Source organism: Dermatobacter hominis (assembly GCF_020715685.1).
GTDB lineage: Bacteria > Actinomycetota > Acidimicrobiia > Acidimicrobiales > Microtrichaceae > Dermatobacter > Dermatobacter hominis.
Map to the genome: position 1 here is coordinate 1372911 of NZ_CP085840.1, position 12905 is coordinate 1385815.

The 12905-nt window shown below is 74.4% G+C and carries 12 protein-coding genes; 4 read left to right on the forward strand and 8 right to left on the reverse strand.

Annotated elements, in window-relative coordinates:
• The first annotated feature begins 61 nt into the window (after positions 1-61).
• Positions 62-2668, forward strand: coding sequence for an alpha-glucan family phosphorylase (gene glgP, locus LH044_RS06345; RefSeq protein WP_227758959.1), 2607 nt, complete (start codon positions 62-64; stop codon positions 2666-2668).
• 47 nt (positions 2669-2715) lie between these two features.
• On the opposite strand, the gene LH044_RS06350 is transcribed toward glgP, so the two are convergent.
• The gene (locus LH044_RS06350) at positions 2716-3546 is read right to left on the reverse strand and encodes an enoyl-CoA hydratase/isomerase family protein (RefSeq protein WP_227758960.1); all 831 of its coding nucleotides are present in this window, start codon (positions 3544-3546) and stop codon (positions 2716-2718) included.
• Positions 3543-4379 (reverse strand): protein kinase domain-containing protein, encoded by an 837-nt coding sequence (locus LH044_RS06355; RefSeq protein WP_227758961.1) that lies wholly within the window; start codon positions 4377-4379, stop codon positions 3543-3545. Before LH044_RS06355 ends, LH044_RS06350 begins: the two co-directional genes overlap by 4 nt.
• 66 nt (positions 4380-4445) lie before the next feature.
• Here LH044_RS06355 and LH044_RS06360 point away from each other — a divergent pair, with 66 nt between their 5' ends.
• Positions 4446-4919, forward strand: coding sequence for a Fur family transcriptional regulator (locus LH044_RS06360; RefSeq protein ID WP_227758962.1), 474 nt, complete (start codon positions 4446-4448; stop codon positions 4917-4919).
• 16 nt (positions 4920-4935) lie between these two features.
• Here the strand turns inward: LH044_RS06360 and meaB are convergent, their stop codons facing one another.
• The 3 genes from meaB to murA form a co-directional block, all read right to left on the reverse strand.
• Positions 4936-5883 carry a methylmalonyl Co-A mutase-associated GTPase MeaB gene (gene meaB / locus LH044_RS06365; RefSeq protein ID WP_227758963.1) on the reverse strand — a complete coding sequence of 316 codons (948 nt, stop codon included), beginning with the start codon at positions 5881-5883 and terminating at the stop codon, positions 4936-4938.
• Positions 5884-5897: 14 nt separating this feature from the next.
• Positions 5898-6158: a NifU family protein gene (locus LH044_RS06370; protein WP_227758964.1), complete on the reverse strand. Its 261-nt coding sequence runs from the start codon at positions 6156-6158 to the stop codon at positions 5898-5900.
• A 162-nt stretch (positions 6159-6320) separates the two neighbouring features.
• Positions 6321-7574 (reverse strand): UDP-N-acetylglucosamine 1-carboxyvinyltransferase, encoded by a 1254-nt coding sequence (gene murA, locus LH044_RS06375; RefSeq protein WP_227758965.1) that lies wholly within the window; start codon positions 7572-7574, stop codon positions 6321-6323.
• Between the two features lie 103 nt (positions 7575-7677).
• Between murA and LH044_RS06380 the strand changes: the two genes are divergently transcribed.
• Positions 7678-9303, forward strand: coding sequence for an MFS transporter (locus LH044_RS06380; RefSeq protein ID WP_227758966.1), 1626 nt, complete (start codon positions 7678-7680; stop codon positions 9301-9303).
• Positions 9304-9380: 77 nt separating this feature from the next.
• Here LH044_RS06380 and LH044_RS06385 read toward each other — a convergent pair whose 3' ends face one another.
• The 3 genes from LH044_RS06385 to LH044_RS06395 form a co-directional block, all read right to left on the reverse strand.
• On the reverse strand, positions 9381-9953 hold the full coding sequence (locus LH044_RS06385) for an alpha/beta hydrolase family protein (protein ID WP_227758967.1): 573 nt from the start codon (positions 9951-9953) through the stop codon (positions 9381-9383).
• 62 nt (positions 9954-10015) lie between these two features.
• The gene (locus LH044_RS06390) at positions 10016-10753 is read right to left on the reverse strand and encodes a J domain-containing protein (protein WP_227758968.1); all 738 of its coding nucleotides are present in this window, start codon (positions 10751-10753) and stop codon (positions 10016-10018) included.
• A 51-nt stretch (positions 10754-10804) separates the two neighbouring features.
• Positions 10805-11728: a hypothetical protein gene (locus LH044_RS06395; RefSeq protein WP_227758969.1), complete on the reverse strand. Its 924-nt coding sequence runs from the start codon at positions 11726-11728 to the stop codon at positions 10805-10807.
• Positions 11729-11786: 58 nt separating this feature from the next.
• Between LH044_RS06395 and glpX the strand changes: the two genes are divergently transcribed.
• Positions 11787-12758 carry a class II fructose-bisphosphatase gene (gene glpX, locus LH044_RS06400; RefSeq protein ID WP_227758970.1) on the forward strand — a complete coding sequence of 324 codons (972 nt, stop codon included), beginning with the start codon at positions 11787-11789 and terminating at the stop codon, positions 12756-12758.
• The last annotated feature ends 147 nt before the right edge of the window (positions 12759-12905 follow it).

Consider the following 12905-nt stretch of genomic DNA (forward strand, 5'->3'; position numbering starts at 1 on the left):
TCATGTGAAACGGCCCTCACCCCCGACGGAGGGCGCGGGGACCCGCACTACCCTCCCCCGCGTGAAAGCGCTGCGTTCCTTCACCGTCCGGCCGCGCCTGCCGGAGGTCCTCGCCCCCCTCGATCGGCTGGCCAGCAACCTCCGCTGGTCCTGGGACCGACCGACCCGGGAGCTGTTCACGAGCATCGACCCCCGCATCTGGGACGAGGGCGGCCACGACCCCCGCCGCGTCCTGGCCGAGGTGACGCCCGCCCGCCTCGACGAGCTCGCCGCCGATCCCGCCTTCCTCGAGAAGCTGACCTCGGTGACCGCGGCGCTCGACGCCTACGGCTCGCTCCCCCGCTGGTTCCAGCAGGGCCTCGCCGACGGGCGCATCCCGACCGTCGGCGGCGAGTCCGCGCTCGACGGCGGCGTCGTCGCCTACTTCTCGCCGGAGTTCGGCATCACCGAGGCGGTGCCGCAGTACTCGGGCGGCCTCGGCGTCCTGGCCGGCGACCACCTCAAGGCCTCGTCGGACCTCGGCGTGCCGCTCGTCGCCATCGGCCTGTTCTACCGACACGGCTACTTCCGCCAGTCGCTGACCGTCGACGGCTGGCAGCAGGAGCGGTTCCCCGACCTCGACCCGTACGCGATGGCGCTCGACCTGTGCGACGGCGTGCGCATCTCGGTCGACCTCGCCGACCAGACGCTCGTCGCGCAGGTGTGGCGGGCGACGATCGGCCGGACGCCGCTCTACCTGCTCGACGCCGACATCGAGGAGAACCCGCACGACCTGCAGCTGGTCACCGACCGCCTCTACGGCGGCGACGTCGAGCACCGGCTGCGCCAGGAGATCCTGCTCGGCATCGGGGGCGTCCGCGCCCTCGAGGCGCTCGGGGTCCCGGCCCACGTCTTCCACACGAACGAGGGCCACGCCGGCTTCCTCGGCCTCGAGCGGATCCGGACGCTCATGCAGCGCGACGGGCTCACCTTCCCGCAGGCGCTCGAGGCGGTGCGCGCCGGTGCGGTCTTCACCACGCACACGCCGGTGCCGGCCGGCATCGACCAGTTCCCCCGTGAGCTCATCGAGCGCTACTTCTCCGGGTGGGCCGCCGAGTGCGGCATCGGGCTGGACGACCTGATGGCGCTCGGGCACCGCCCGCAGGACGAACCCGACGACCGCTTCAACATGGCGGTCATGGGCATGCGCCTGGCCGAGCGCCGCAACGGCGTGTCCGCGCTGCACGGCGAGGTCAGCCGCGAGATGTTCCACGACCTGTGGCCCGGCGTCCCCGAGGCCGAGACCCCCGTCGGCCACATCACCAACGGCGTGCACGGCTCGACGTGGGTCTCGCCCGAGATGTCGGAGCTGTTCGACGACCAGGTCGGCAGCGACTGGCAGTGGGCCGACCAGGCGGCGTGGGACGCGATCACGTCGGTCGACGACGACCGGCTGTGGCAGGCCCACCGCGCCGCCAAGGTCCGGCTCGTCGAGCACGTGCGCGAGCGGCTCCGGGGCTCCGGCCTGTCGCTCGGACGGTCGCCGTCCGAGATGGCCTGGGTCGACGACGCGCTCGACCCCGACGCCCTCACGATCTGCTTCGCCCGCCGGTTCGCCACCTACAAGCGGGCCGCGCTCCTGCTGAGCCAGTCCGACCGCCTCCGGGCCCTGCTGGCCGACGCCGAGCGGCCGATCCAGTTCGTGTTCGCCGGCAAGGCGCACCCCGCCGACGACAACGGCAAGGAGCTCATCCGCCAGATCGTCGCCTTCTCCCACGACCTCGACGTCCGGACGAGCTTCGTCTTCGTCGAGGACTACGACATGGCGCTCGCCCGCTCGCTCGTGCAGGGCGCCGACATCTGGCTCAACACCCCGGTGCGGCCGATGGAGGCCTCGGGCACGAGCGGCATGAAGGCCGTGATGAACGGTGCGATGCACTGCTCGGTGCTCGACGGCTGGTGGGCCGAGTGCTTCCGGGGCGGCTCGCCCCAGGGCGGCGGGTCGAGCGGGGTCGACGGCCCGAACGGGTGGGCGATCTCGTCCGCCGAGGCGGTCGAGGACGAGTCCCGCCGGGCCGAGCTCGAGGCCAACAGCCTGTTCGACATCCTCGAGACCCAGATCGTGCCGACCTACCACTCCGGTGCCGACGGCTCCGCCCCCAGGGCGTGGGTGGCGATCATGAAGGAGTCGCTGCGCACGCTGGCGCCGTTCGTCAGCGCCCACCGGATGGTGCGCGACTACGTCGACGGCCTCTACGTGCCCGCCGCCGCACGAGCGGACGAGCTGTCGGCCGACCACCACCGCGGCGCCAAGGAGCTGGCGGCGTTCCGCTCGCGCCTCGACGCGTCGTGGCACCAGGTCCACGTGGACGACGTCGACGTCGACGACGCCATCGCCGACCTCGGCGGCACCCGCCGCGTGACCGCCAAGGTCGCGCTCGGCGAGCTGGAGCCGGACGAGGTCGAGGTCCAGCTCGTCGCCGGCCGCGTCGGCCAGTCCGGCGAGCTCGAGGACCCGATCGTCGTGGCGATGTCCGACGAGGGGCCGACCGACGACGCGCACCGCACGTTCGCCGGCGAGGCGCCGATCGTCGTCGCCGGGCGGATGGGCGTGACCGTCCGCGTCGTGCCCTGCAGCGGGCTGGTCGACGACCCGCTGGAGCTGGGCCACGTCGCCTGGGCCGGCTGACGCCGGCGCGACACCGCGGCGAGGCGCGGCACCTCCGCTCCCCGCCGCTATGCGAACTCGGCCTTGCCCGGGCCGTCCCGCAGGAACGACCGGACCCCGACCTGCGCGTCGGCGGTGCCGAACGAGTCGACGAACCGGCGCTGCTCCAGCACCAGGCCCTCGTCGAGCGAGCCCTCGAGGCCGCCGTCCACCGCCACCTTGGCGAGGGCGAGCGCCTCGCGGGGGCCGCGGGCGAAGGCGCCGGCACGCTCGAGCGCGAGGCTCAGCGCGTCCTCGGGGGCGACGGCGTCGACGAGCCCGATGGCCAGCGCCTCCTCGGCGTCGATCGTCCGGCCCGTGAACACGAGGTCCTTGGCGCGCGCCGGGCCGACGAGGCGGGCGAGGCGCTGCGTGCCACCGCCGCCGGGGATGATGCCGAGCAGGATCTCCGGCTGACCGAAGCGGGCCCGGGTCGACGCGACCCGGAAGTCGCACGCCAGCGCCAGCTCGCAGCCGCCGCCGAGCGCCACGCCGTCGATAGCGGCGATCGTCGGGCACGGCAGCGCGGCGAGGTCGTTCAGGGCGTGCAGGAACCCGGCCCCGATCTCGGCCACCCGGTCCGACGGCGCGATCTCGAACGGCTCCTCGCCGCCCCGCTCGGCGAACTGGGTGATGTCGGCGCCCGCGGCGAAGACCTTCGGGCCGCCCGAGACCACGACCGCCCGGGCGCCTGCGGCAGCGAGCTCGCCGACGACCGACCGCAGCTCGGCCAGCACCTCGACGCTCAGCGCGTTCACCTTGCCGTGCTGCAGCGTGACCACGTCGACGCCGTCGTCGGTGCGCTCGTGGCGGACGAGGGGTGCAGGCTCGGTGGGGGCGTCGGCGCTCGGGTCGGTCATGGCTCCGGACAGTACCGGTCGCGCCGTCGCACCTCCCCCGCCACCATCGCCCGCACCTCGGCCGCCGAGGGCCGACGTCGCGGCGTGGGTTCGCAGCACGCCCGCACGATCGCGTCGATGCCCCGCGGCAGGAGGCCGACCGGCGGCGGGTCGTGCCCCGGCGGGCGCTCGCCGACGCCGGCCGTCCAGATCGTGGCGCCCCAGCCGTAGACGTCGGAGGCCTCGGTCGGCGGCGCGCCGTCCCACCGCTCCGGTGCGGCCCACCCCGGCGTCGCGCCGCGGGCGGCCGGGTCCCCCGGGGCTGCGCCGTCCGTGCGGAGGCCGGCCTCGCCCGAGCGCAGCACCGAGAGCCCGAAGTCCGAGAGGACCGGCCGCCCGTCGAGCCACAGCACGTTGGCCGGCGTGACGTCCCCGTGCACCACGTGCGCGGCGTGCGCAGCCTCGAGCGCGCCGGCGGTCGCGGCCGCGACGTCGAGCAGGTCGGCGAGCGCGAGCGGGGCCCGCTCGAACAGGCCCGCCTCGGCCAGCGGCGTGACGAGCCAGCAGCACGATCCGTCGGAGCCGGCGGTGAGCAGCGGCAGGACGTGGGGCGCGTCGGCCAGGCGGGCCAGCGCGCGGGTCTCGTGCTCGAAGCGGGCGACCGTCCGCTCACGTGCCTCGCCGCCCGCGGGCACCGCCAGCACCTTCACCGCCAGGTCGCGACCCCGGCGCCGGTCCCGGGCGCGCCACACGGTCGACGTCGCCCCCACGCCCACGACCTCTCCCAGACGGATCCCCGACGGCAGGTTCGTGGGCACGCTCGCCCGGCCCACGCCGATCCCCGTCCCCTCCACGTCCGGAGACCGTACCGGGACGAGGCGTTCCCACTCGTTCCCAAGATCGCCGCTACGCTCGGACGGGTGCCGGACGGGCTGGACCACGACCACGAGCAGGAGGAGCTGCACACCACGGTGTCGCACCGGCTCCTCGCCGCCGGCCTCCGCTACACGCGGTCACGGCGCGAGGTCGTCGACGTCCTCGCCGCCTCCGACCGACCCCTGACCATCCCCGAGATCCTCGAGCAGGCCGAGTCGCTCGCCCAGAGCAGCGCCTACCGGAACCTCACCGAGCTGATCGACGCGGGCGTCGTCTACCGGATCGTCGCCGGCGACGAGTACAGCCACTTCGAGCTGGCCGAGGACCTGACGCACCACCACCACCACCTCGTCTGCACGCGCTGCGGGCGCGTCGAGGACTTCGTGGCGAGCGAGGAGCTGGAGCAGAACCTGCACGGCGCGCTCGACGACGCCGCCAGCTCGACCGGCTTCACCGTCCAGCACCACCGGCTCGACCTCGTCGGCACCTGCCAGGACTGCACGCCGACCTCGGCGTGATCCGGGAGGTCCGGGATCAGTCGAGGAGGCGGTCTGCGGCGGCCCACGGGTCGAGCGACCCGTCGAGCACCGCCCGGCGGGCGTCGTCCCAGGCCTGACCGTCGCACAGCGCCGCGGCGCGCTCGGTCAGGCGGGCGGTCACGACGTCGCGGAGCTCCTCGTCGGCGCGGGCGGCGCGCCGACGGGCCAGCACCCCCGACTCCGTGACCAGGCGCCGGTGCTCCTGCAGCGCGGCCCACAGCTCGGCGACGCCGCGGCCGGTCGTCGCGACGGTCTCCAGCACCGCGGGCGGGAGCTCGCGACGGGCGCCGAGCGACAACATGTTCTCGAGGTCGCGGCGGGTGTCGCCCGCGCCGGCCCGGTCGGCCTTGTTGATCACGAACACGTCGGCGATCTCCATCAGCCCGGCCTTGTTGGCCTGGACCGCGTCGCCCCACCCCGGGTTCACCACGACGACGGTCGTGTCGGCCGCGCCGGCGACCTCGACCTCGACCTGGCCGACGCCGACGGTCTCGACCACGACCCACTCGTAGCCCACCGCGTCGAGCACGCGGACCGCCTCGGGCGTGGCGAGCGACAGACCGCCCAGGTGGCCGCGGGTGGCCATCGACCGGATGTAGACCCCGTCGTCGAGCGTGTGGTCGCCCATGCGCACGCGGTCGCCGAGGATCGCGCCGCCGGAGAACGGCGAGGACGGGTCGACGGCGAGGACCGCGACCTTCTCGCCGGCGTCGCGCATCGTCCGGCACAGGGCGCTGGTCAGCGACGACTTCCCGGCCCCGGGGGCACCGGTGATGCCGATCGTGTGGGCCCGACCCGCCTCCGGGAACACCGTGCGGGCCACCGCCCGGGCGCCCTCACCGCCGCGCTCGACGAGCGAGAGCATGCGGGCCAGCGCGGCGCGGTCGCCGTCGCGGGCCGAGGACAGCAGCGCTGCGGGGGGCGCGTCGCGCAACGCTCCCACGGGGTCCCGATCGATCAGAGCGAGACGGCGGTGCCGAGCTCGATCTCGCTCTCGGGCTGCACGACGGCGGTCACGCCCGGCACCCGATCCTTCATGATGCGCTCGATCCCGGCCTTCATCGTCACGGTCGAGGCGGGGCAGCTGACGCAGGCGCCGGTCAGCTCCACGGTCACCACGCCCGAGTCCTGGTCGACGTCGAGCAGGTTGATGTCACCGCCGTCGGCCTGGATGGCCGGGCGGATGATCTCGATGACCTCTTCGACCTTCTCCTGCACGCTGTGGCTCCTGGCGTTCCGCTCGTGGTCGGGACGACGTCCCAGCGTAGATGGGTCGCCGTCAACTTCCCCAACAGGCCCCCGGCGCCCCCTGTTCCCTGCTCTGTCACGGCTGGAGGTGCCGTTCGGCACCGTGAGCCGTGACAGAGCGGGCGAGGGCGGTCAGTCCAGGCGGGTGACGTCGGCGCCGAGCCCCTGCAGCTTGTCGACGAACCGCTCGTAGCCACGGTCGATGTGGCCGGCGTCGTGGATCGTCGTCTCGCCGTCGGCCGCCAGCGCGGCGATGACCATGGCGGCGCCGGCCCGGATGTCGACCGCCCGCACCGGCGCGCCCGAGAGGCGGGCCGAGCCGTCGACCACGAGGTGGTGGCCCTCGACCCGGATCTGGGCGCCCATGCGGGCCAGCTCGCCGACGTAGCGGAACCGGCCGGCGAACACGTTCTCGGTCGCGTAGCTGGTGCCGTCGGCCAGGCACATGACCGCCACCAGCATCGGCAGGAAGTCCGTCGCGATGCCCGGGTACGGGAGGGTGGCGACGTCGACCGGACGGGGCCGCCCCGAGGCCATGGCCCAGATCCCGTCGGCCTCGGGCGAGATCCGCAGCCCCATGCGGCCCATCTTCTCGATCAGCAGGTCGAGGTGGTCGGCCCGGGCCCCGCGCAGCGTCACCTCGCCCCCGGCCGTGGCCAGCGCGGCGAGGAAGGTGGCGGCCTCGACCCGGTCGGGCACGACGGTGTGCTCCACCGCCCGCAGCTCGTCCACGCCCTCGATCACGATCGTCGGGCTGCCCGCGCCGAGGACCCGGGCGCCCATGCGGTTGAGGAAGGCGGCGAGGTCCGAGATCTCGGGCTCCCGCGCCGCGTTGCGGACCGTGGTCGTGCCCTGCGCCGTCGCGCCGGCCATCAGCAGGTTCTCGGTCGCCCCGACGCTCGGGTACTCGAGCACGACCTCGCAGCCGACGAGCCGTCCGGCCCGGCCCTCGATCATCCCGTGGCTCAGCTCGAACGTCGCACCGAGCGCCTCGAGCGAGGCCAGGTGCATGTCGATCGGTCGGGACCCGAAGTCGTCGCCGCCGGGCAGGGCGACGCGGGCCTCGCCGACCGCCGACAGCAGCGGGCCCAGCACGGCGGTCGAGGCACGCATGCGCTCGACCAGCTCGTACGGCGCCTCCGCGACGAGCGCCGGGCCCCGCACGATCTCGAGCGCGGCGTCCTCGCGCCGCCGCACCGACATGCCCATCGCCTCGAGGAGGCGGCCCATGATCCCGACGTCCGCGATGTCGGGCACGTTGCGCAGCACGTACCGGCCCTCGGCCAGCACGCTCGCCGCCATCAGCTTGAGCGCGGAGTTCTTCGCCCCCGAGATCGTGACCTCGCCACGGAAGGTCTCACCCGGTCGCACCAGCAGACGGCTCACGGCCCACACTCTCGCACGCAGCCGAGCGGTCCCCGTGAACACGGCCGGTATGCTCCGCCGACGCACGGGGCCGGTCGCCGGGTGAGCCGACCGCGGGAGGGTCGTGGGCAGCATCTCCGACGAGTGGCGAGGACCGGCCGAGTCGCTCGTCGAGCGCCTCCGACCCCGCGACGACCTGCTGGTCCGCGAGCGCGCCGACGACGAACTCGACGACGGCCCGGACCCGCCGTCGGGGAGCCGTTCGTTCGCGGCCGACGCCGGACCCTTCACCACCTACGAGCGCCGGGTGGACTGGCGCCCGGACGGGACGGGCGTGGTCGTCGAGCAGCGCGTCGAGTGGCGGCTCGGGTTCCCGTACTGGGGCTGGATCTACGCGCCGTTCGTCCGTCGGGCGCTGCGCGACGGGATCACCCTCGGGGCCCGACCGTGGTGGCTGTTCCCCGACCGGCTCTCGGTTCGCCAGGCCCGTGCCACGGCCACGATGGCGCTGTTCAGCCTCGTCGCCGGGCTCCTGTACGGGCAGCTCACCCAGGTCCTGACCTTCGCCAGCGCCGACATCGGCGACGGCAGCTCCGGCCAGCAGGCGGCCATCTTCGCCCTCGTCCGCATCGGTGCCGTCCTGACGGCGGTGATGATGTTCCAGGCCGACCGGTTCGGCCGGCGCCGGATCGCGCTCTGGTCGTTCGGGATCGCGATCGCGCTCTCGGCCGCGACCGCGCTCGTCCCCGGCCTGGCGGCGCTCACCGTGCTGCAGGCCGTCTCGAGGAACCTGGCCGTGGCCGGCCTGCTCGCGGTCGACACGATCTGCGTCGAGGAGCTGCCCGCCGGGTCCCGGGCCATGGCGGCCGGGCTCGGCGCCATGGCCTACGGGCTCGGCACGGGCGTGGTCGTCGTCGCGCTGCCGCTCGCGGACATCAGCGACTGGGGCTGGCGGCTGGTGTTCGCGCTGTCGCTGATCACCGTGCCGCTCGTGGTGAGCGGGTCCCGGACGCTGAAGGAGAGCGGCCGCTTCCAGCTCCTCGGCCGCCGCCCGGACCGCGATGACGGCCGCGGCGCGCACGAGCCGGCCCTGGTCGAACCCGCCCTCATCGAGCCGACCCCGTTCGAGTCGACCCCCGTCGAGCCGATCCCGGTCGAGTCCACGCGCATCCGTGGGAGCCGGTTCGTCCTGCTCGCAGCGCTGTTCCTCCTGCTGAACCTGTTCATCGCCCCGTTCTCGCAGCTGCAGAACGACTACCTGCGCGCCGACCGGGGCTTCGACGGCCTCACGATCACGATCTTCACCGTGCTGACGGGCACGCCGGCGGGGCTGGGCGTGCTGGTCGGCGGCCGGATCGCCGACACCCGCGGTCGACGGTGGGCGCTCGTGCCCGGCCTGGTCGCCCTGGGCGTGTTCACCGCCATCTTCTTCGCCGTGTCGGGCGCCCCCATGTGGATCAGCGCGCTGGCCGCCGCCGTGCTCGGCACGCTGACCGTCGCACCGCTGGGCGTGCTCGCGCCCGAGCTGTTCCCGACCGCGCGGCGCGGCGGGGCCCGGGGTGCGCTCAACGTCCTCGCCGTCACCGGCAGCGTGATCGGCCTGCTGCTCGCGGGGATCGGCGTCGACGCGAACGGCTACGGGCCGACGTTCGCGCTGCTGGCGCTCGGACCGCTCGTCGCCGCGGGGCTCGCGCTCGCGGTCCCCGAGACCCGCGGCCGCGAGCTCGAGGACCTCAACCGCGCCGACTGACGCCGCCGCGCCCGCCGTTCTGGCTGTCGAACTCCCGGTCCTGGCCGGGAGTTCGACAGCCAGAACGCAGGATGGGGTCAGGCGGGGAGGTTCCGAGGGCCGAGCCAGTCCCGGATCGCGGCGACGACGTCGGGGTCGGCGCGCTTGAGGTCGTGGCCCTTGCCGGCCAACGTCACCGACGTGACCGGGCCGGGGATCAGCGCCTGCGCCTCGGCGAGCTCGTCGGGCGTCCCGAAGGCGTCCCGGTCGCCGCTGACGAACAGCACGGGCACCCGCAGGTCGGGCAGGTGCGCGGTCCTGAGGTTCTCCGGCTTCCCGGGCGGGTGCAGCGGATAGCTCATCAGCACCAGCCCGGCGACGGGCAACGGGTCGAGGTCGGCGGCGCCGGCCGCCACCATCGAGCAGATGCGCCCGCCCATCGACCGGCCGCCGAGGACGAGGTGCTCCGACGTCGTCCCCCACCGCTCGCACAGCGCCGCCACCTCGTCGCGGACCGACGCCATGAGCTTCGGCGCACGGTCGGGCGCCCGCCGGCCTTCGCGCCGGTACGGGAAGTCGATGCGGGCGACCGGCAGGGGCGCCACGCCCTCGTCGATCGCGACCAGGCCGGGCTGGTCGGACGCCGAGCCGGCGCCGGGCCAGAGGGCCATGCCCTCCACGGAACGGGGACGTCGTCGTCGTGCCACGGCGCGATCCTGCCGCACCCGGCGGGTCAGCCGAGCAGGATGCGCCGCGCCTCGGCCAGCTCGGAGATCCGCTGCGCCGCGCCGTCGTCCTCGGCACCGTGGTCGGGGTGCACGGCACGCAGCTGGTCGCGGAAGGCCTGCTGGACCTCCTTGCGCGAGGGGATCGTGAGGTCCACCCGCCGCAGCGCCGGAGGAGCGCCCCCGGTGCGAGCGGCGTCGAGCTGCAGCACCCGCAGCGCCCAGCCGACGGGGTCCGCCGCGGCGGTCACCGACAGGTCGGCGCCCCGCCCGGCGAGGTGCGCGATCAGCGAGGGCCCGATCTCGCCGTGCCAGCGGAGGCCCTTGCGGACGGCCGACATGACGGTCGGGCGCACCGATGGCGGCAGGGTGCCGGCCGCGTAGACCGCGCAGAGCACGTGCTGGGCCGGCGTGCCCCTGGTGTGGTCGATGTCGAGCACCAGCTGCTCGCCCCGCCCGACCAGCCGGTGGTGGCAGGGGCGCAGGCCGATGCGGTCGACCTGGAGGCGGTGCCGCGCCCGCGGCTGCGGGATGCGGCCGCCGCGCTCGACCTCGTTCACGAGGTGCGCCACGTCGATCGCCGTGTCCTCGTCGAGGTCGCCGGCGAACCGGGCCGCGATGCCGCCGAGGAGGATCCCCCCGAACCCCGGTGCGGGGTCGCAGGGCAGGTCCAGGTCCCCGAGCGCGATCCGTCGCGTCGGGGCGATCGGGCGGGAGTGGAACGCCTCCACCTCGGCGAGGATCACCGCACCAAGGTACTGCGGGCCGCGGCGGTGCTCCCCGGCGGCCTGTGAGCCCTACACGTACTGGCGGACGAGGTCGCGCACGTCGGCCGCGACGGTCCGCAGCTCGTCGTCGTCGAGCGCGCCGGGGTCGTCGGGGCCGGCCGTCAGCGCGTCGCGCAGCGCGATGGCGCGGGTGACCAGCGTGCGCCACTGCGGCGGCTCGAACCCGAACGGCGGGGCCATCCGCTCGAGCTCGCCGACCGCCTCGTCGACGGCGACCATCGAGGCCGGGTCGTCCTTCGACGCGAGCCGGCTCGAGGCCAGGAACAGCCGGTCGAGCAGCTCGTGCACCGCGATGCCGTCGTCGGACGACACCTCGCCCGCGACGTCGGGGTCGTCGGGGTCGGGCATGTCGTCGAGGATGACCTCGACGTCCTCCTCGTGCTCGGCGTAGACGACGAGGTCGCCCCGCTCGTCCCACTCGTACGGGAGGTCGGCGACCGTGAGGGCGTCCGCGAGCATCGTCTGCAGCGCGGCGGGCCAGCTGCCCACCTCGTAGACGACCTTCTCGGCCGACGGATCGAGGGCGGGCCGGGCCGACGCCATCACCTCGTCGATGAGCTCGTCGACGGCGTCCTCGTCCTCGGGCAGGACGCTCAGCACGGTCCCCTGCCAGGCATGGCGGATGCCGTGGGTCTCGAGGAGGCTCGCCAGCAGGCCACGGGACTCGCCGGCCCACGAGGTGCAGTCGTACACCAGCTCCTCGTCGTCGCCGCCCTCGAGCCGCTCGACGACCTCCTCGTCGCCGAAGTCCTCCACCAGCTCGACGCCCTCGACCAGCCGGTCGTCCGCGCCGTCGTCGACATCGTCGTCGTCCTCCGCCTCGGCGAGCGCCTCGTCCGCCGCCCCGAGCTCCTCGTCCAGGTCGTCGAGCTCCTCCTCGAGCTCGTCGTCGAGCTCGTCGTCGGGGGCGGTGAGGTCGTCGCGTGCGTCCACCGCTCCATCCTCGCGTGCCATTGGGGCGGCGCGTGGCCCGGTCGGTATCGTCTCGGCCATGTCGAAGACCACGCCCGATCGCAACCTGGCCATGGAGCTCGTCCGCACCACCGAGGCCGCCGCCATGGCCGCCTCCAAGTGGGTGGGGCGCGGCGACAAGGAGGGCGCGGACGGCGCGGCGGTCGACGCGATGCGGCTCATCCTCGGCACGGTGAGCATGACCGGCACCGTGATCATCGGCGAGGGCGAGAAGGACGAGGCGCCCATGCTGTTCAACGGCGAGGTCGTGGGTGACGGCTCCAACCCGCAGGTCGACATCGCGGTCGACCCGATCGACGGCACCACGCTCACGTCCAAGGGCCGCGGCGGCGCGGTGGCCGTGATCGCCGTGTCCGAGCAGGGCACGATGTTCGATCCGGGCCCGTGCGTGTACATGGAGAAGATCGCCGTCGGTCCCGAGGTCGCCGGCCGGATCGACATCAACGCCTCGGTCGGCGACAACCTCCGGGCCGTGGCCGAGGCCAAGGGCATCCCCGTCCGCGAGGTGACCGCGACGATCCTCGACCGGCCCCGCCACGACGACCTGGTCGCCGAGGTCCGCGAGACCGGTGCCCGCATCCGGCTGATCGGCGACGGCGACGTCGCCGCCGCGATCGCCACCGCCTACCCCGACTCCGGCGTCGACATCCTCTTCGGCATCGGCGGCACGCCCGAGGGCGTGATCGCCGCCGCGGCGCTCAAGTGCATGGGCGGCGAGCTCGTCGGCAAGCTGTGGCCCCGCGACGCCGCGGAGCGCGAGGCCGCGGTCACGGCCGGCTACGACCTGGACCGCGTGCTCGGCACCGACGACCTCGTCGCCGGCGACAACTGCTTCTTCTCGGCGACCGGCATCACCGACGGCAACCTGCTGAAGGGCGTGCACTACGACCGCAACGGGGCGACCACCCAGTCGCTGGTGATGCGGTCGCGGTCGGGCACGGTCCGCCTCGTCGAGGCGCGGCACCGCCCCGACAAGCTCGGCCTGGCCTGAGCGGCCGGGAGCGGGAACCTGGCCTGAGCGGCCGGGAGCGGGAACCTGGCCTGAGCGGCCGGGAGCGGGAAGCTGGCCTGAGCGGGAACCTGGCCTGAGCGGCCGGGAGCGGGAACCTGGCCTGAGCGGCGGGAGGCCGGTCTCCCC

Excerpts from the sequence above, each read along its gene's own strand:
- LH044_RS06350 (WP_227758960.1), bottom strand. The coding sequence starts at position 3,546 with ATGACCGACCCGAGCGCCGACGCCCCCACCGAGCCTGCACCCCTCGTC.
- LH044_RS06385 (WP_227758967.1), bottom strand. The coding sequence starts at position 9,953 with ATGGCCCTCTGGCCCGGCGCCGGCTCGGCGTCCGACCAGCCCGGCCTG.
- glpX (WP_227758970.1), top strand. The coding sequence starts at position 11,787 with ATGTCGAAGACCACGCCCGATCGCAACCTGGCCATGGAGCTCGTCCGC.